This window comes from Candidatus Scalindua japonica (assembly GCF_002443295.1).
GTDB classification, from domain to species: Bacteria; Planctomycetota; Brocadiia; order Brocadiales; family Scalinduaceae; genus Scalindua; species Scalindua japonica.
The window spans coordinates 53,384-73,207 of record NZ_BAOS01000001.1; the positions used below are offsets into that span (position 1 = coordinate 53,384).

The following is a 19,824-nucleotide window of genomic DNA, read 5'->3' on the forward strand; positions in this document are numbered from 1 at the left end:
GGTGCTTGATTCACGCCTGATTGAAGTCTCTAAAGGGGATTTCTTAAGATTATTTGCTGAGGCCAGAGAGCTAAGATCAAATAATGGTCGATTAGTGGACGTTTTGTATGCGGAGTGTATAAAAGGAAGTAAATTACCGCCGGAAATTAATCATAAATTGTACTATTTTGATATTAAGCATACTATTGCATCAGGATAGTTTACATAAAGAATACACTTGAAACAATTCAGATATACTATTAAAATCACAACGATACAAAATATGGGGAAAACCCCGATCAATTAATTTTCGTAGAAACGAAGGAGCCAGCTTAAAACAATTACACATGAAATCTGTAAAAAAAAACAATTAACTAATTTCAAATACAATAAGCAAAAAAAAGTAAAACGGTGTTTTTCCGTAAGTTATAAATATTGATTGATAAGTCCCAGAACTGCTTTTCCACAAGTAATAATCTTGCCTTTCTGGACGTCAATGCAATAGAGTGGCGTTATACATAAAATAAATAAGAAGAATATGCACGAACAGGAAAAATCATAAAGGAATAAAATGGAAAAAAATTTAAAGTTAGCAGTGTTGATTGATGGTGACAATATACCGTCAGGACATGTAAAAGAAATGATGGAGGAAATAGCTAAGTATGGCAACCCGACAATAAAAAGAATCTACGGAGACTGGACAAAACCGCATTTAACAAGGTGGAAAAACCTACTACTTCAAAATGCAATAACGCCCGTCCAACAATACGGATACACCACTGGAAAAAATGCAACAGATTCAGCTATGATAATTGATGCAATGGATATTCTTTATTCAGAAAAAGTTAATGGATTTTGTCTGGTTTCAAGTGACAGTGATTTTACGAGATTAGCAACTCGATTAAGAGAAGCAGGAATGCAGGTAATAGGCATAGGGGCAAAAAAGACTCCTAATCCCTTTATAGTGGCATGTGATAAATTTATTTATATAGAAATAATTAGAAAACAATCTGAGAAGAAAGAAGATTCCATCGGAAAAGACAAAACCAAAGAAAGTATTGACAAAATTACTAGTAGAGAAATTAATTTAATATCCTCAACTATATCTGATCTTTCAGATGAAGACGGTTGGGCTTTCCTTGGGGATGTGGGCGGCTTATTGCTAAAAAAACAACCTAATTTCGATTCAAGAAATTACGGATTTGAAAAGTTAACACCATTAATTAAATCTATTGGTAATTATGAATTAGAACAACGAGAAAATCCTAAAAGCAGGAACAAACTTATATTCGTCAAGAATAAAGAAAAGCATATAAGAGTAACTGGTGTCAAACCTCGATCAGTTATTAAGAAAACTGTATAAGCTCTCTTTGCTACAATCTTTTTAAATAAAATCGATACTTATGACCAAACTTATGAGAAAAAGCATTTATAAACGGGCCTCTAAACTGCCTGAATCATCTCAGGATGCCATTGCTGCCATTGTTCTGGAAAAATTAAAAGATGAGAAGAGATGGGAAGTATCTTTTTCCAATTCTCAGGAATCTCTTTCTGAACTTGCACCAGGAGTTCGTAAAGAGATTGAAGAAGAAAAAACTCTCCCATTTGATCCTGCATCCAGAAATAAATGATATCCTGCTTATTATGAAAAATAAACCAATTGTCCTGGCTCTTTGTACTTTTTTAAGTTTATGGATGGTGGTAACTTATTTATATGCAGATGAGTCAATCGACACATTGGAGCATGCGTCTGACGTTTCTATCGGAAAAGATCTCAAAGAGTTTTTTACGAACATAAACGGTAAACTCAAATTAAATTTATTTGATCATTTTCATAATGGTGAACAGGAAGAGACAGGAGAACAGGATACGGATCGCTATCGATTTGAATTTGATCTTAATTTAGATATTACCGGTAGTATTGGCGACAGCATTACCTATTCTGTCATTCCACGATTTCGTTTTGATAATGTCAGCTGGGCAACGGGTGTAATTGATGAACCAAATGAAACAGATGTAGACAGATTTATGTTAAATGTTAATGAGGCTTTTCTGACATATAGTACCGACAGATTCGATATATCATTTGGTAAAATGATATATGAGTGGGGTACAGCGGATGGTTACAATCCCACGAATAATATAAATTCGTTTGATTTTACTGATATTCCGACTGCAGAAAAGATCGGATTACCATCCGTTTCTTTAAATTATTCACATGATTTGTTCAATGCTAATCTGGTTTTTGCGCCTCTGTTTTCTTCATCACGACTGCCGGATACTGATAATCGCTGGGTTGGCGATATAACTGATGCGTTAGAAAACAGTAGTGGCGCAACGGTAACAGTGATTCCCGGAAGTGAGAAATCCCCTGTGAATAATATTGATAATTCTCAATTTGCAATCAGGATAAGTACAAGCACGTTACTTGAAGGTTGGGATTTTTCGCTAAGTTATTATGATGGGATTCAACAGGTCGGTGTGCTCCGTAGTGACTTGGATTTATCAACTTTGTTATTAGGGTTGCCACCCAGACTCACGCTCTTCCGAGATTATCCGCACTGCCGTGAATACGGCTTTGATTTCTCTACCACATTTAATTCACTCGAAATTCATGGAGAGGTGGCAGGACATATGACGGATGGAGATAAGATGGACGATGATTACGTCGAGTATGTGGCCGGTATCAATTACACTTTTTATGATATACTATTCGGATTTCTTGAAGAAGCAATGGTTGTCCTGGAGTATGCCGGTGAGGCTATTTTTGACGAAAAAATATCAAATAATGAGTTTTCCGGATCCGGTGATTATTTCAGACCTTTTAAAAACTCGGTTTTAGCTAACATTAATTTCAAATTTTCTGAAAATACAAAGTTTAAGGTTTCCGGTGCAATAAATCTTGGTGATGATGACAGTTATATTCGCCCTTTATTCAGCCACAAATTATTTGAGAATACTAAATGTGAAGCGGGAGTTGACATCATTTCAGGGCATAAGGATACATTTTTTGGCAGATGGAGACAAAATGATCGGTTGTTCATTATGTTTACCCAGTACTTTTAACTGCATCTTATTATAATAATATCTATTTCCGTTTTAAGACATTTACTGCAATGAATAATCCTATTGTTTTCATGTTTTCCGGTCAGGGTTGCCAGTATTATCAGATGGGCGGGAACTTTATGACAACAGTTGTCTGGCGTTAGTAAACTAATTGATTAAAGTATGACAGCATACTGCTGGTAGTGGTATTGACCATCATCTTACATGGTAAAACTATTGATAAAATATAAGGGTAAAATATTACCGAAATGGATTTGTATTGTTTGAAATTCTTAAATTCAGATAAATAAGCGCTATCATTTACAGGAGTTATCTTTTTTAATTCTAAAATTTTAAAGGGGACCGTAAATCCGCATTTAATTGCTTTCGATAATGCCTCTTTAATCGTCCAGATACAGACAGCACCTGCGGCAACAGTATCAAATTCTTTACTGGTCATATGCTTTTCTGATTCAGTTAACTGGGTTTCAAACACTGACAGTTTTTCTTCCGCGATATACTCAATGTCCAGACCCATAATTTTACATGGACTAAAGGCTATTGCTACTGCTATGTCATCACAATGACTTATAGTTACATCCGGAGTATCAAAGGATAAGTGCCTCACAACAGGTTGATTAAAAAGTCCGGAAAATATCTCAATTTTCGTTAATTTTTTATCATTTAAATAATCTGAGGCTGCAACTTTTGCCGCATAACGGCCCAGTAAATAACTTAATTTCCGGCGCTCATATTTCAGACCTGAAAAGTAATCTAATTCTTCCGGGTGCAGTATATCTTTTACGTTCTTCAGGACGTTTGTATATTCTCGTGAATGGATTCCTGCCAGACAGGCAGTAACTTTTTCATTTTCGACGCACAGGCTTAATGTTGAAGGTTGCTTTGGTATCATGATTAAGGGATATTACTTTACTGCCCATTCCTTTGTTGTGTCTTTAAGCCGTTGACTTAAAATACGAGATATATTATAGAAAATCCTGGCAGCTATTTTTGGGTATCTTAATTTAACATTATTCAAGCTCTTGTCATTAATTTTAAGGACTTCAACAGGCCCTTTGGCAATTACATCGGCAGTTCTCGCCTCTCCTGTTGCATATGCCATTTCACCAAAGATATCTCCTCTCTGAAGGCTTTTTATTAATTTATCTTTGTCCCGGATAGTTACTTCAATATTTCCATCAAGGATCAAATACATCTCTTTACTGTGTTCTCCTTTCCTGATAATATATTCATTGTTTTTATATTCAGTTATTACACCAAGTAGCGCTACTTTTTTTATTTCAAATGGTTTCAGCCCCTGGAGTAAAGGGCTCACTCTCGTCAACTCCTCATTGATCTTGATTTTCAGTATATCCCAGGATGAAACAAGTTGAGTAGAGAGTAATAGAGCAGGAGTCACAAAAAGATCGCTTACAAGGGCTATCAACATCACTATTGCAGTTAATAAGCCAAAAAAGATTGAAGGAACAAAATTTGATGAAATCATAATACTGAATCCTAGAGCTAAAGCAATTGAGGTAGACATAACAGGAAGTATTTCGTTTCTGATTGTGTGCATCATCGCTTTTTTCTGGTCATTTGTACTCTTCAGATCTTTATGAAAACGAACCATCAGATGTATGGTGTCATCAATAGCAATACCAAGTGCTATCACGGCTATGATAGAAGTTGAAGGATTCAATGGAATACCAAACCAGCCCATGATGCCAAAGTTCAAAAGGATGGGAATCATATTTGGTATCAACGCCAGTAATCCTACTATCGGTGATAAAAAGACAAAAGAAATGATTATAAAAACAAAAACTACTGCCATCCCCAGGCTTATTGCCTGACCTTCAGACATGTAGTCTGCTGCTTTATTGTCAAGGATATTAGTTCCGGTCATTTTCACCTGAACGTATTTTGGGAAAAGTTTTCTGCTCATTTCCTCTATTGCGGTCAGATGTTTGTTCACTTCCCACGATCCCGTAACATTATGCCTGACAACGATACAGGCCTGTGAATACGTTGATTCGAGTACCCGTTCAAGATCATCACCTCCTATCATTAATAGATATTGAGAAATTAAATCTTTTGAATCAGGGATCTTGAAATACTCCTTGCTTCCTTCATTCATTTCGCGATGCATAATTTTGATATAATCAGCTACTGATATTGTCTTATCGAATCTCTGATTCAGGAAATCCTGGAGATTTGCAATAGCATTCATTATTTTCGGATTTTTAATTCCATCTTCCTGTCCGGTATCGATAACAATCAAGAAGCTTTTCCCTCCGGCAATCTGGGAATGCAGTTTGTCCAATCTCACTCGGATTTCTGATTCTTTTTTGAAGAAATTCACGTAATCAGCATCCGTTTTAACTTTCAACGTCCCGATAACAGCCAGTATCATTACTACGATAGTGCCTATTATCATGTAGATTCTCTTGCTGATTGCTACACGACATAAGGACCTTGCTAAGGGTTCCAACGAAAGAGATCGTCCTTTTCTCTGCTTTTCTATAAAACTTTTCGGAACCTTTGTCCACTGCAGAAAACTCGGTATAAACAGAATTGTTACCACGAAGTTACATGTTAATCCAACGGTTGTACAAATACCAAAATCTTTCAACATGGTGATTTTATTTATGGTTAATGCCGTGAAACCTAAAATAGTTGTTAAGGAAGTGAGAAATATAGCTAGACCGCATTTCATGGCCATGTTGATAATTGCTTTAGATTTTTCATTACCCGACTTCAATTGATAAGAATATTCTGAAAGCATATGAATATCTTCAGTACACCCGACAACGATAAGTAAGAGAGGAATAATATTAGATACCACATTGATTGGATATCCCATAAAAGCCATAAAACCAAGTGTCCATATTATGCTGATAATACCGGTAATTACAGGTACTATCACGGCGATTATCGAACGGAAGGAGAACCAGAAAATAATAAGAGAAACAAACAGGCAGATAGGGAGTAGCTTACTGATATCTCCTTTCAGAAATTTGGTAATATTGACTTTTATAAATGGGATACCAATCTGGAAAATTTCAGCATCAATACCAAGCTCTTGTAACCGTTCACTTTCAATGTCAATAATATCCTGAATTCTGGTTGTAATTTCGTGATTGTAAGTGATATATCCTTGAGGACCGGCTTGAATATAAGCATTAACTGCAGCCGTTTTACCATCTCTTGAAATAATATCATTCAGGAAGGTTTCATTTTGTAGCGCGTTTTTTTTAACTTCTTCTAATTCACTGAGTTCTGACGGTATATATTCAATCAGCTTGCTTGTATCTAAATAGCCATCTCTTTCAATAATATTTGTTACCGTGCTCAAGCTGATGACTCGCGTTACAACTTCAACGTTATTTTCATTTATATCCAGTGTTATATTGCTTATATTGTCTGAGATATTTTCGATACTCTGGAGGATTTGTTCCTGAAAGATATTGTCACTGGCTATGGAGACAGTAATGAGGATGTCATCACCAAATATTTCTTTTGTGTTTTCATAATACTCCTTGTCTGGATCTCCAGAAATCATCATGCCTTCACCAGAAGGATCTATGATAAGTCGGGGTATCGGTATGGAAGCCAGTGTTGTCATCGCAACCAGAATGGCTATACAGATAAATGGGTGTCTGATAATTGATGTCATTATTGCTTTCATGGTATTTGCTTTTTCAATGTCCTCCGGGTGGAGAAAATTTAATCAAAACCTTACTAAGTCTCGAATCTTCTATTAAGGTTCTGTTAGTTATTATCCAGTTTAATGTACGGCATTTTTTTGTTTGTGAGCAACATATCAGTGGTTGATTGTTCATAGTTCAACTCGTTCTGTTTTTTTCTTTTCCATAATCTCTTTGCCTGTCATTTCAGCATAGGCAGTATGCAGACAAATAGGCAATACCAGGATAAGGTACGAAAGCTTTTTCATTATTATTCTCCCTGCTGTTATAAAGGTATGTATAAATATTAAAAAAAACCGGATAAATAATTGTTCATTTTACCTGTACATATCAGAAAATGGCTCCATGTGGTTCTTCACCCAATTACACCCCAGTAATATATTCTCTTCAATAAGAAGGATTATATCAAAAATAATTTTTTAAATATTAAAGCGTTCTAACTATTTAGGGGGTTTATGCGTTAAGAGTTTTATACATTCATGAAAAGTACATTATTTTTTATTTGGTTGCGAATTTGCTGTATTGATAATTAAGATTTAATAGATTTAACTTGTAATTTTCATTTAAAATTTGATAATAATAAATTGGCGATGACCCCGTAAAATAACTCTAAACAGGGGTATATTGGCCACCTCTTATCCACCTGTCTTATTGATAATACTTAAACATAAAAGAAGTGAGCAATAACTTGTTCATTGAACACCTCTTTTGTGAAAACTGAAATAATATAAAAGTGATTTAATGGGTTTCAATAAGCTTTGCTTTGTACATGAAAAGTGTGAGTCTTATGTTCTGCCCATTAATAAGAATTCCCTAACAGACATTCTCTTATCATAAAGGAGCGTGAAGAAATACTAACCCTATTATCGTCAGAAATCCAATAAAATTAGATAAAAATTTATGATACAAAACCCAAAAACACCGATCTTATGATCTTCCAATAGCATTTGATTTTCGATTTGAGGAGATGTTAACAATAATGTGGGAGAGGTAAAGTTCAGACCAGGACCAGGGTAATAAATTTTAATAAATCTAACGTTTCGTATCAGGAATTCCTGTAAGGATATTTGAAATCTTGAAAACTATGAAAGGGAGAAGATGGAGGTAGGAATAGAAGCATTAAATGCTTATGGAGGACAGACGTACATCGACGTTAGAAAATTATTCGAGTTTCGGGGATTGGATCTGCAAAGATTTGATAATCTGATGATGAATAAGAAGTCAGTTGGTTTGCCGTGTGAAGATCCGGTGACAAATGGTGTGAATGCCGCAAAACCAATAATTGATAGTTTAAGCGAAGAAGAAAAGGGCCAGATCGAATTATTGATTACATCAACAGAGTCTGGTTTAGACTTTGGGAAGTCATTGAGTACCTATCTTCACGATCAGCTTGGTTTGGGAAGAAAATGCAGGTTGTTTGAAATTAAACAAGCCTGTTATGCTGGTACGGCAGCCTTGCAGATGGCTGCTAATTTTGTTTGTTCGAAAGCATCCAGAGGTGCAAAGGCAGTTGTTGTTTCTACTGATGTTGCAAGGGCAGCCGCAAAGAATACCTATGCGGAGCCATCTCAGGGAATGGTAGCTGTCGCTATGTTAGTGAGTGAAGAGCCGGTAATATTAGAACTGGATTTTGGAGCAAATGGGTATTATGGGTACGAAATAATGGATTCCTGCCGACCGGAACCAGACCTTGAAACAGGAGATTATGACTTATCGTTATTATCGTATCTGGATTGTTTAGAAGGGAGTTATAATGCTTATGCAGATAAAGTAGGTGGTGTCGATTTTCAATCGACTTTTAATTATCTGGCATTTCATACTCCATTTGTAGGTATGGTAAAAGGTGCTCACCGCAATATGATGAGAAAATTCAAAAGAGCGGATAGAGATGCAATAGATTCAGATTTCCAGGAACGTATGAAACCCTCCCTGGCTTATTGTTCAGAGGTAGGAAATGGATATTCCGCATCACTATTTCTGGCATTATGCGGCTTAATTGACTATGGAAGTTTTCACAACCCGAAACGAGTAGGACTTTTTTCCTATGGTTCAGGCTGCTGTTCTGAATTTTATAGCGGTGTCATAACAGAAAGATCTCAAGAGAAATTAAATGAAATGAAAATTACACAAGCCCTGGAAAATCGCTACGAGCTGGACATGGCACAATATGAAAAAATTCTGGATTTGAATATGGAGTGGATGTTTGGGGTTAAGGATAAGGTTGTAGATGTTTCTGAATTTTCTGATTTTTATGAAAGTCAGATTGAAGGAAAAGGCTTGCTTGTTTTGAAAAAGGTAAAGAACTATCATCGAGAATATTGTTTAAGTTAACGTTTAATGCAGCATGCCGTACAACTAAGTTATCCAGAAAAACATATTGCAGTTATAAAACTTTTAAAGAAAAAAATGTCTAAGAAATTTCGGCAGCAACTTTCTGGCGCTTTTGAAGAAGAGACCGCAATGCATAAGATAAGCTTTGCCAAGCCAGGTATACGAGAACGGATTGAGGAGCTGTTTGGCAAATAGGGTGGATTCAAATTCTTCATTATTAGATTATTATTTTAATTTAAAAAGAGAATATGCGGAATCACAAGAGATTTAAGCCCGAATATAATGACTCGGATATTGCTATTATAGGGATGGCTTGCAGATTTGCTGAATCTCAAACTCCAGATGAATTCTGGCAGAGTTTAACGACTGGGAAAGATTTAATTTGTGAAATACCACCAGACCGATGGGATTATCATTCCTGGTTTGACCCATCCCCACAAACCCCTGGAAAAACCTATTCTAAATGGGGAAGTTTTATAAAAGATATAGATAAATTCGACCCTTCATTTTTTAATATGTCACCTCTTGAAGCTGAATTGATGGACCCTCAACTGAGATTGCTCCTTTCAGTTTTATATGAAACAGTAGAAGATGCTGGTTATGCCCGGAATATCTGGGGTACTAAAACAGGCATGTTTGTGGGCGCCTGGACCCATGAATACCGAGATCAAATTATCAAGTCGATCAAGGGGAATAATTTATATAAAGAACTGGGGAACCACGCGTCAATGCTTGCTAACAGGCCATCTTATTTTTTTGATCTGAGAGGCCCCAGCCTCTCTGTTGATACCGCCTGTTCTTCATCACTGGTAGCATTGCACCTGGCTTGTAAATCATTACATCATGGCGAATGTGATATGGCTTTTGTGGGTAGTGCTAACCTGCTTCTGAGCCCCTTACATTACCTTTGGCTTTGTGAGTTGGGAGTACTTTCACCAACAGGCAGGTGTCATATCTGGCTTGTAAATCATTACATCATGGCGAATGTGATATGGCTTTTGTGGGTAGTGCTAACCTGCTTCTGAGCCCCTTACATTACCTTTGGCTTTGTGAGTTGGGAGTACTTTCACCAACAGGCAGGTGTCATACTCTGGGTGCAGATGCAGATGGTTATGTTCCTGGAGAAGGGGTGGCTTCTCTTCTGTTAAAACCCTTACAGAAAGCAATTCAAGATAATGATAATATCCATGCTGTTATTAAGGGGACGTCTGTAAATCATGGAGGTCGTGCAGGAAGCCCTACCGCTCCGCGTACGAAACAACAAACAGAAGTTTTTGTAAATGCCTGGAAAGCTGCAAATATTAACCCTGAAAATATCACATATTTAGAGGCCCATGGTACGGGAACAGAAGTTGGGGACCAGGTCGAGGTTAAGGCATTGAGAAATGCGTTTAAGCAATTTACGAAAAAAACGGGTTTTTGCTGTATTGGATCCGCAAAGGCACATATAGGGCATACGGAGGGAGCTGCTGGGATCACAGGTGTAATGAAGGCGATTCTTTCCTTGAAAAACAGAACTATTCCGGCTATGCCCAATTTTGAGAATCTTAATCCTTCAATTAAGTTAGATGATTCTCCTTTCTTTATTAACAGTAACAGGAAACCACAGAAATGGGAAGATGGGGATGGCAATCCACTTTTCGTCGGCATAAATTCATTTGGTGTGGGAGGCGCTTATGCCCACGTAGTGCTTGAAGAATTTAAAATGAATGGGGCAGAGATCACCTGTAATAACATTGATTCTGATAAAGATGAAATAATACTTTTTTCTGCAAAGACTGAGGAGCAGTTGAAGAATTCTGCAAAACGTTTCAAAAATTATATAGAGGAAACTATTCGTTCTGATAATACCAATTTGCGGGACATTGCATATACATTGCAGGTGGGAAGAGAATTTTTTCAGGAACGGCTGGCAGTTATTGTTAAATCCAAGGATGAACTGGTCCGGAAGTTAGGTGGTTTTTTAGATAACAAAGAAGGAGTTGTCGGCTTATTAAGAGGGAATAGTAGAAAGAATAAAGATCTGAATACACATTCTTCTGCTGAACAGGAAAGCTCTGTTATAACGTCAATGCAGACAGGACAATTAATTGAGGTTGCAAATTTATGGGTTAATGGATTGCGGATCAATTGGCAAGAGATATATAAAAATGATGTTGGTCAGCGTATTTCACTTCCGACTTATCCATTTGCAAAGGAACGATGCTGGGCTTCATCTTCGGAGGTTACGGGAGAGACGTCAGCGAGTGAAGGAATTGCCAGGCTGCATCCTTTAATTGATAGTAATGTGTCAACATTAGAGGAGCAGAAATTTAGAAAAACGTTACATGGTAATGAATTTTATCTTAAAGATCATATTGTGATGAATTACCGTGTTTTGCCGGGGATTGCTTATCTGGAGATGGTCAGGGCTGCGGGAAGAATTGCGAAGGGCATTCAGGTCAAATTGATCAGAAACATTATCTGGGCCAGTCCAATATCAGTGAAAGAGAAGAGGGAAGATGTTTATATAGGGTTGTATCCAAATAAAGATACTGTTGGATATGAAGTCAGTACTAATGGAGGAGGAGAAAAAGTAATACACTCACAGGGAGGTATTATTTATGAGACAGAGGATGACAGACAAACAAATTCTCAGGTTGGTAAATTAGAGTTTGATATTGATGAGATAAAGGCTAGATGCCCTGAAATAAAGAAAAAGGAAGAAATCTATGCATTGTTCAAGTCCAAGGGGATAAGGTATGGGCCAGGCTTTATATGCATAGAAGAGATACATGGTAATGGGAGGGAGGCTCTCTCCAGAATATGTCTGCCGGAGGAAGTTAGTGGGGGTTTTAAAGATTACGTACTACATCCCTCAGTTATGGATGGTGCATTTCAGACAGCAATAAGTATTGCTGAAGATGTGCAGACATTGCAAAAAGATTTATATCTACCGTTTGCCCTGGGTGAGTTAAACATTAAAAGATCATTAACTGAGAACTGTTATGCCTATGTTACTTCAGTAAAGGGGAATATTAGAGGCAACACCGGGATAAAGAAATTTAATATCAGCATTATAGATGAAGATGGTAATGTTTTGGTACAGATGAAGGATTTTTCGGTCAGGGCTTTAAGGCGCGGGGATGGGTATAGATCTGGTGAGAGAAGCAGTGCCTTTCGCGATAGTTTATATTTCCACCCTGCATGGGACATGGTTAACCTGGAAGGGACAACCGATAAGGATGGAACAGGGACAATTCTTATTTTTGATCAGGGTGAGGAGGTTTTTTATAAAAAGAAAGAAAAGAGTTGTGGGTTAGAAAATGCTGAAGAAGTAATCCATGTAATACCAGGGCTTGAGTATAGAGAACTTTCTAAAAACGTATATCAAATAAATCCTGAAGTACAGACAGATTACGAGCGCTTATTGGAAGACTTGAACCAGAAAAAACTACGACCGATTCATATTTTGCATGTATGGAATTATCTGCAGGAAATTAATGCACTGATACAGAGAGGAGATTTTGAGAAGTGCCTTAAAAGGGGTATATATTCAATTTTTTATCTTAGCAAGGCGATAATGAGGTTTCAGTCCAATGAAAAAATAAAACTGCTGTACCTATTCCATAATTCAAAAAAAGTAATTTCGCCTCAAGATGTTGCCGTAGCGGGGCTTGCCAGATCGATAAAATTAGAGAATCCTGTGTATGACTATAAAACTGTTGAATTAGATCGAGGTGAATTAGATGCCGGGGTTTTGCGCATAGCAATGAAGGAACTACTATCAACGAGTAATAAAGACCAGACGGAGATCAGGTATGAGGGGAATAGACGATTTGTCCGGAGGGTAGTTGCGCTGGATATTGGTAAGGGCAGGTCGTATAATGGAGAGATGCAGGTTTCATTAAAGCAGAATGGTGTATATTTAATAACCGGTGGAACTGGAGGCCTTGGCCTGATATTCGCCAGATATTTAAGCAGTAGATATAACGCCAGGCTGGTGTTAACGGGAAGAAGAGAACTGAGTGAAAGGCAGTGTAAAAGAATCAGGGAGGTAGAGGAGTCAGGAGGAGAAGTACTATATATACAAGCGGATGTATGTAAACTTAGTGATATGGAACGAGTGGTTACGAGGACGAAGGACAGATTTCAGAGGATAGATGGTGTAATTCATAGTGCTGGAGTAATAAAGGATAGTTTTATTCTGAAGAAAGACAGTCTTTCGTTTGAAGAGGTTCTTTCGCCTAAGGTTTATGGTTTGATAAATCTCGATTGGGTGACGAGGAATGAGAATTTGACCTTTTTTGTGATGTTTTCTTCAATTGTTTCGGTGATAGGTAATATTGGCCAGAGTGACTATGCGAGTGGGAATCGGTTTATGGATAGTTATGCCGGATTAAGAGAGGTATTGAGGGAGGCCGGGAAGAGAAACGGGATTAGCGTGTCGATAAATTGGCCGTTGTGGAAAGAGGGTGGAATGACACTCAATGAGGAGACAGAAAGGTCTTTACTGAATAAATCAGGGATGAGAGCTTTGAATACAGAGGAGGGGATAAAGGCTTTTGAGATGGCGTTGGTAACCGGTGAGCATCAATTTGTTGTTATAGATGGCGATAAAAAAAGGTAAATAGATTATTACACATTAACCAGAATCAGAGTGATTATGACCCGGGTTTCAGTATAATGAATGAAGGAACATCTGGTGAGTCGGGAGATGAAACCAGTTTAAACAATCTTGATGAAAAGAGTGATGATAGAAAATTTCAAAGTGAGCAATTAATTATAAAGGCTGAAAATTATTTAAAGAAGATTCTTGCGAGTGAGATAAAATTGCCTGAAAACAAAATTGATTCACATGAAGATTTTGAAAATTATGGAATTAATTCGACGATGGTGATGACGTTAAACAGTATTTTAGAGGGTGATTTTGGATTGTTATCAAAGACGTTATTTTTTGAGTATGGTACAATTCACGAATTGGCGAGTTACTTTGTTGCTAATCACTGTGAAAAGTTATGTAAAATTCTAACGATAAATGAGAGAGGATTAAAGACTGCGCTGAATGTTCCGCAAGATATTGATACTGGTATTGATTCATTAGAAAAAAATCGTTTCATACAAAAATATGTACCAGAATTGTCTTCAGACGTACGTCAGCCTTTTATATTCAAAGAAGATGATATTGCAATAATAGGAGTGAGCGGCAAATATCCAATGTCGAAAGATTTACATGAGTTTTGGGAAAATCTGGAATCGGGAAGGAATTGTATTACTGAGATACCGGAAGAACGATGGGATTATAATGCATATTTTGATTCTAAAAAGGGTAAGAAGGGAAAGAGTTATAATAAGTGGGGAGGCTTTATCCAGGACGTTGATAAATTTGATCCGCTGTTTTTTAGAATTACTCCTAGAGACGCTAAGCTCATGGACCCTCAACAGCGATTATTTCTTGAGGTGGTATGGTCAACAATTGAAGATGCCGGGTATGATAGTGATAGGATAAGCCATTCGATGGAGAATAGTGGGTTTGGAGACGTTGGGGTGTTTGTTGGTGTGATGTCTGCTGATTATCAACATTTTGGTATAGAAGAGAATTTAAAAGGCAATGCATTGGCAACAAATACTTCTTACTGGGATATCGCTAACAGGGTTTCTTATTTTTTCAATTTTCATGGCCCAAGTATTTCGATTGATACTGCCTGTTCTTCTTCACTTACGGCAATTCATATGGCATGTGAGAGCATAAAAAGGGGTGAATGCAGGGTCGCAGTAGCGGGAGGAGTGAATTTGTCAATTCATCCCCGTAAATATATCGGGTTGAGCCAATTCAGGTTTATGTCGAGTGATGGGAGATGCCGAAGCTTTGGTGAGGGAGGGGATGGGTATGTTCCCGGAGAAGGTGTGGGTGCAATAGTATTAAAACCCTTAAGTGATGCTATTGCAGACAGTGACAATATATATGCTGTTATTAAAGGAACATCAGTTAATCATGGCGGAAAGACGAATGGGTACACTGTCCCGAACCCTAATGCCCATTCAATGTTGATAAATAGAACGCTTGAGAAGGCGAATATTAATCCAGAAACATTGAGCTACGTTGAAGCACATGGTACAGGAACGTCTTTAGGTGATCCCATAGAGATTACCGGGTTAAGTAAGGCGTTTAGAAGATATACGCAAAATAAACAGTTTTGTCCTATAGGGTCGGTTAAATCAAATATTGGACATTTAGAGGCTGCTGCAGGTATTGCAGCACTCACAAAAGTGTTATTACAGATGAAGTATAAGAAGTTAGTTCCCTCGATACATTCGGAAATGTTAAATCCAAATATTCATTTTGATGATTCACCCTTTTTTGTCCAGAGAGAGCTCTGCGATTGGAATAAACCAGTGATTAATGAAAACGGGAAGATGAATGAATATCCGAGGAGGGCTGGAGTCAGTTCATTTGGGGCAGGTGGAGCAAATGCACATATGATAATCGAAGAATATGATGGGGGTTTTCTTCCGGGAAAAGTATCTTATTCCGATGATAAGTCATCGGAAATTATTATTCTTTCAGCTAAAGATGAGGAGAGATTAGAAGAATATGTTAAGGTGTTGAAGAATTATTTAATTAGGGTTTTCAAATTAAATGATGAAGGAGATGGACATGTACTTGCAGAAGAATATATACTTAAGAATATTGCTTACACACTTCAGATCGGGAGAAAGGCCTTTGAATATCGCCTGGCGATAATTGTAAAAACCAGAGAAGAGTTATTAATAAAATTAAATGAATTTCTTAACAAAAAGGCTGACATTAAAGATCTATTTACCGGAAGTGTTGAATCTGCTGAAAATAGCATGACAGCAAAAGTGCAAACTGCAGAAGAACAAGAATTAGTTAAATATTTATTTAATAATAAAAAGGCTTCCAGCATTGCTTCCTCCTGGGTAGGTGGATCTGAAATCAATTGGGAGGGATTGTATAAAGATCGTGATTGTAAACGGGTCTCTCTTCCTACGTATCCATTTGCCCGTGAGAGCTATTGGATGCATGCTGATTTTGCTGCAAATCCTTTAACATCATTATCAGGCAAAGATGAGGTGTCTTCAGTATTAAGAAGGTAGATCACAGGAAAATTTTTTAAGACTAATTGAGGGAAATGGAAAGTAAATGGTAAATGATGAGCAAATATCAAAAGAAATCAGGTCTATAATTTGTGAGATCACAGAATTACCTGACGAGAAGTTAAAAGGCCATCTTAAGTTTGTTGATGATCTGGGGATAGAATCTATAATGGCCGTCGAAATACTGGCCTCTTTAGAAAACAAATTCAATACACCAATCCCTGAGGAAAGACTCATGGAGATCGCAACTTTAGATCAAACAGTAATGTTGATTAAAGATTTATTAAGTAATCAGGAATAGAGATATAGGAAAGTAGTGTATGAATTATTATTTAGGAATTGATATAGGATCGGCTACGACGGATGTTGTTTTGGTGAATGAGGAAAAAACAATCGTTGATTTTGGTGTTATACGAACATCACCAATACATAAGGAGAATGCTACCAGGTTAACCGAGACAATATTAAAGAAAAACAGACTCAGTCTTAAAGATATCCGCTATTCTATAGCAACAGGCTATGGTAGATATAATGTTCCATTTGTCAGTGAAGCAGTTACAGAAATTACCTGTCATGCAAAAGGAATACTTTGCTTTTTTCCTAATGTCAGATCGATTATTGATATTGGAGGACAAGACAGCAAGGTAATTGTCTGTGATGAATCAGGAAACGTGAAAAATTTTGCGATGAATGATAAATGTGCGGCAGGTTCAGGAAGGTTCCTGGAAGTTTTAGCCGGTGTAATGAATATCCCTTTGTCAGAAATGGGTCAGTATTCACTCAAATCTGAAAAAGCCGTTGAAATAAACAGCACCTGCACTGTTTTTGCGGAATCAGAGGTTATTTCTAAACTTGCTATGGGAGTACTGCCGGAAGATATCTTGTCCGGTGTTTTTAATACATTAGCGAAGCGTGTTTACGCATTAGGTAAAAGATTTGCTTATCCTGGTGAGATTGCCTTTAGCGGTGGAGTCGCCAGGAATGTAGGAGTGGCAAAACAGTTTGAGTGTATATTGGAAACCAACCTGAATATAGCTGTCGATCCTGACATTACAGGCGCTCTGGGTGCAGGATTATACTCTATTGAAAAATATCAGAAAATTAATAATGGAGATAATGAAAAAGTGGGAATGGGTAATAGCGAAGAGTTAAGAAGGTTTTCTCATGAATTTAACTCAATTTTGGCCAGAAATCCTCTTGGAGCCAATGAGTGAGTGAGCAGAGGGTTTGTCTTTTTTGTGGAATATATCCTGTTGAATTATTTGAATGCTTTGATTTGTCCTGGGAGTATTGCAGTAATGTACATAGTACCGGTGTCTGGGAACAATATTCTATACCAACTATATGTGAATATTTTAAGAAGCAGGTTGACTTTACTAAAACTCCTGACTTCTCTGAATATCAGGCGTTTATTATGCAAACCCACTGTAACGCCATGGAAAGATTATATGATATTTATCATCTTGAATTCGGTCATAAAAAGATATATTTGTTTCAGAATCCCAGAGATAACAGTGAACTCGGTAAGGGGTTTTATAAAAAGCAACTTTTAAAACTTATTACATTTCTCGAAACTATCAGTGCAGACAGGTTTGAATCAAATAAGCTTAAAAATATCATAGCTAAATCAAAAAAGAGGAGGAGACTGTTTGAGTATATAAAAAAATGTATTTCATTGGGATTATTTGATTCCAGTATTTATGAGAATTATCTGGAGTTGACGAAAAGCGGCAGGTTGACTGACAAAAAGGAAGGAGAAATTGAGCGCTTTCTCGATGAGGTATCCTCAGTAATCAATAAATATGAATTCAAAGGTTGGAACAAGAAAACGTTATTATTCGTCGGATCCGTTATCCCCGGTTATGAGTATTTTTACGCATTAAAAGGTAAAGGGTATTCCGTCATACCGGTCTTTAATAACTTGACACCATATGATGGACAATATGCAACAGTAAAAGATTATGATGACCCTTTAGATGAATTGGTGGAATTTTACGTAGGCAACGTAAGAAATATAAGGCAGGGAGACAACGCAGAATATTATGAATATATAAAGACATGTCTTGAAAAATATAAGGTAAACGCTGTAGTTTTCTTCAATATTAAATTTTGTACACTGAACAGTTTTGATACCGACAACTTATTAGAGTTCCTTGAAGAAAGCAATATCCCGCATTTAGCGGTTGAAGATTCCTATGAACGTTACTTTAACGCAGGGGTTGCAAACCGTATTAACGCATTTCTGGAAACAATTTAATAGTCAATTAAGGTATTCAAATGATTGCAAAGATAAGTAAAAAAAGCATCCTTGATATACTATCAATGATGAACAAATATCCGGACGTATTTATTAAGGGAAATGCGATGAGGTATTTGTTTATAGAGTTTGAAAAGGAATTAATCAGAATAATACATGATAGAGAATCATATGTCCTGGTTAACGAAATGATTCCATCGCAAATAGTAAATGCATTTGATATCCCTCATATTGTAGATGAACAGTTTGTTGTTTTTAACAGTGCATTTGCTGATATCCAGAAATTCATAAATATTACAAGACAGTCATTCAGCTTTAAGGATAACTGTAGTTATTATAATGTGCTTACCGGTATGCTGCATTCAGGAGCAATACCATATCCCACCTATTCATTAACCGCTTCATTATTTTGTGACTGGTGTGCCAAAACAGTAGAATTACTTTCGCGCAGAAAGAGGATCAAACATTCCCTGGTAGATATACCCAGCGATAATGACAGTGAGTCACTCCAGTATACCGCTGAGCAACTGGAAAAAGCGACTATAGAAATGTGTGAAATATTTAACATCAGATATGATAAGAATATAGTTGAACAGGCATATTACCTTTCAAAACAGGCAAAAGAACTTGACAGGACACTTGATAATTTAATTAACTCTGCACCACCGGTTATCCGTGGAATTGAATTATATAACTTTAAAATGCTTTGTTATCATTTTCTGGGAACAGAAATAGCCGTTAAAGCAATGAAACTGTTTATAGAAGGCGTTCGTGATAAAATTAATAACGGTGATTTCCTGTACGGGGAAAAGCATTACATAGTGTCAGCATGGTTCCATATTCCACCATTGCATTCTAATAAACTATTAGTTCAGATTGAGAAAAAGCATCAATTGTACCTGAGATACTGTATGCTTGCTGATTGGGACTGGATTGCTCCGGAAGATGATTCAAATGTTTATATTTCTCTTGCAAAACAAATTTTCAAAAGTCCAAATCATGGCACCACAGCGGATATACTGGAGAAATTTGAAAAGAAGGTGAATCAATACAATATAAAAGCGATACTGAATTTTCAGCATAAAAATTGTATCCCTTTTGCCGGATACACAAAAATCCTTTCAAATTATTTTACCCGTAAAGGAATCCATGTATTGGAAATAAATGGTGACGCCGTTGATATCAAAGCGATGAATGAAGGACAGTTGTTGACTCGAATTGAGGCATTTGGTGAAAGCCTGGCTCTTGAGTATGAAGGAATAAATACATAATTGAGAAGATTTATACCCATTACTAAGTTTGTTTTAGGGATTTCAGGGCAGGAGTGTGCCTGAAATTCCGAATACCAAATCGTGATGGATATATAATTGTGCTTTTTATCAATCAACATCTTCAATAAATTGAAAT

14 protein-coding genes are annotated in these 19,824 nt (G+C 36.9%); 12 read left to right on the forward strand and 2 right to left on the reverse strand.

The window, feature by feature from the left end; all coding sequences use genetic code 11:
- Position 1 precedes the first annotated feature (1 nt).
- From SCALIN_RS00285 to SCALIN_RS00300, 4 genes are all read left to right on the forward strand, one after another.
- Positions 2-199 (forward strand): hypothetical protein, encoded by a 198-nt coding sequence (locus SCALIN_RS00285; RefSeq protein ID WP_096892264.1) that lies wholly within the window; start codon positions 2-4, stop codon positions 197-199.
- A 351-nt stretch (positions 200-550) separates the two neighbouring features.
- Positions 551-1,342, forward strand: a complete 792-nt coding sequence (locus SCALIN_RS00290; protein WP_096892265.1) for an NYN domain-containing protein — start codon at positions 551-553, stop codon at positions 1,340-1,342.
- A gap of 52 nt (positions 1,343-1,394) precedes the next feature.
- Positions 1,395-1,610: a hypothetical protein gene (locus tag SCALIN_RS00295; RefSeq protein WP_133111552.1), complete on the forward strand. Its 216-nt coding sequence runs from the start codon at positions 1,395-1,397 to the stop codon at positions 1,608-1,610.
- Between the two features lie 13 nt (positions 1,611-1,623).
- A complete protein-coding gene (locus tag SCALIN_RS00300; protein ID WP_133111553.1) occupies positions 1,624-3,045 on the forward strand; it encodes a hypothetical protein in 1,422 nt (473 codons plus the stop codon).
- 139 nt (positions 3,046-3,184) lie between these two features.
- On the opposite strand, the gene SCALIN_RS00305 is transcribed toward SCALIN_RS00300, so the two are convergent.
- Together SCALIN_RS00305 and SCALIN_RS00310 are read right to left on the reverse strand one after the other, a co-directional pair.
- Positions 3,185-3,937 (reverse strand): 4'-phosphopantetheinyl transferase family protein, encoded by a 753-nt coding sequence (locus tag SCALIN_RS00305; RefSeq protein WP_096892268.1) that lies wholly within the window; start codon positions 3,935-3,937, stop codon positions 3,185-3,187.
- A gap of 12 nt (positions 3,938-3,949) precedes the next feature.
- Positions 3,950-6,712 (reverse strand): MMPL family transporter, encoded by a 2,763-nt coding sequence (locus tag SCALIN_RS00310; protein ID WP_096892269.1) that lies wholly within the window; start codon positions 6,710-6,712, stop codon positions 3,950-3,952.
- A gap of 1,117 nt (positions 6,713-7,829) precedes the next feature.
- On the opposite strand from SCALIN_RS00310, the gene SCALIN_RS00315 reads away from it, so the two are divergent.
- The 8 genes from SCALIN_RS00315 to SCALIN_RS00355 all read left to right on the forward strand — a co-directional run bounded on the left by SCALIN_RS00315 (position 7,830) and on the right by SCALIN_RS00355 (position 19,688).
- Entirely contained in the window at positions 7,830-9,062 is a 1,233-nt protein-coding gene (locus SCALIN_RS00315) for a hydroxymethylglutaryl-CoA synthase family protein (protein WP_096892270.1), read from the forward strand.
- A gap of 248 nt (positions 9,063-9,310) precedes the next feature.
- Positions 9,311-10,087 carry a beta-ketoacyl [acyl carrier protein] synthase domain-containing protein gene (locus SCALIN_RS23275; protein WP_096892272.1) on the forward strand — a complete coding sequence of 259 codons (777 nt, stop codon included), beginning with the start codon at positions 9,311-9,313 and terminating at the stop codon, positions 10,085-10,087.
- Positions 10,054-13,671 (forward strand): type I polyketide synthase, encoded by a 3,618-nt coding sequence (locus tag SCALIN_RS23280; protein WP_096892273.1) that lies wholly within the window; start codon positions 10,054-10,056, stop codon positions 13,669-13,671. The genes SCALIN_RS23275 and SCALIN_RS23280 overlap by 34 nt, the downstream gene beginning before the upstream one ends.
- 56 nt (positions 13,672-13,727) lie before the next feature.
- Positions 13,728-16,160 carry a beta-ketoacyl synthase N-terminal-like domain-containing protein gene (locus tag SCALIN_RS00335; protein WP_096892274.1) on the forward strand — a complete coding sequence of 811 codons (2,433 nt, stop codon included), beginning with the start codon at positions 13,728-13,730 and terminating at the stop codon, positions 16,158-16,160.
- A 46-nt stretch (positions 16,161-16,206) separates the two neighbouring features.
- A complete protein-coding gene (locus SCALIN_RS00340; RefSeq protein ID WP_096892275.1) occupies positions 16,207-16,461 on the forward strand; it encodes an acyl carrier protein in 255 nt (84 codons plus the stop codon).
- A 19-nt stretch (positions 16,462-16,480) separates the two neighbouring features.
- Positions 16,481-17,374, forward strand: coding sequence for an acyl-CoA dehydratase activase (locus SCALIN_RS00345; RefSeq protein ID WP_096892276.1), 894 nt, complete (start codon positions 16,481-16,483; stop codon positions 17,372-17,374).
- The gene (locus SCALIN_RS00350) at positions 17,371-18,417 is read left to right on the forward strand and encodes a 2-hydroxyacyl-CoA dehydratase family protein (protein ID WP_096892277.1); all 1,047 of its coding nucleotides are present in this window, start codon (positions 17,371-17,373) and stop codon (positions 18,415-18,417) included. The genes SCALIN_RS00345 and SCALIN_RS00350 overlap by 4 nt, the downstream gene beginning before the upstream one ends.
- A 20-nt stretch (positions 18,418-18,437) precedes the next feature.
- Entirely contained in the window at positions 18,438-19,688 is a 1,251-nt protein-coding gene (locus tag SCALIN_RS00355; RefSeq protein WP_096892278.1) for a 2-hydroxyacyl-CoA dehydratase family protein, read from the forward strand.
- The last annotated feature ends 136 nt before the right edge of the window (positions 19,689-19,824 follow it).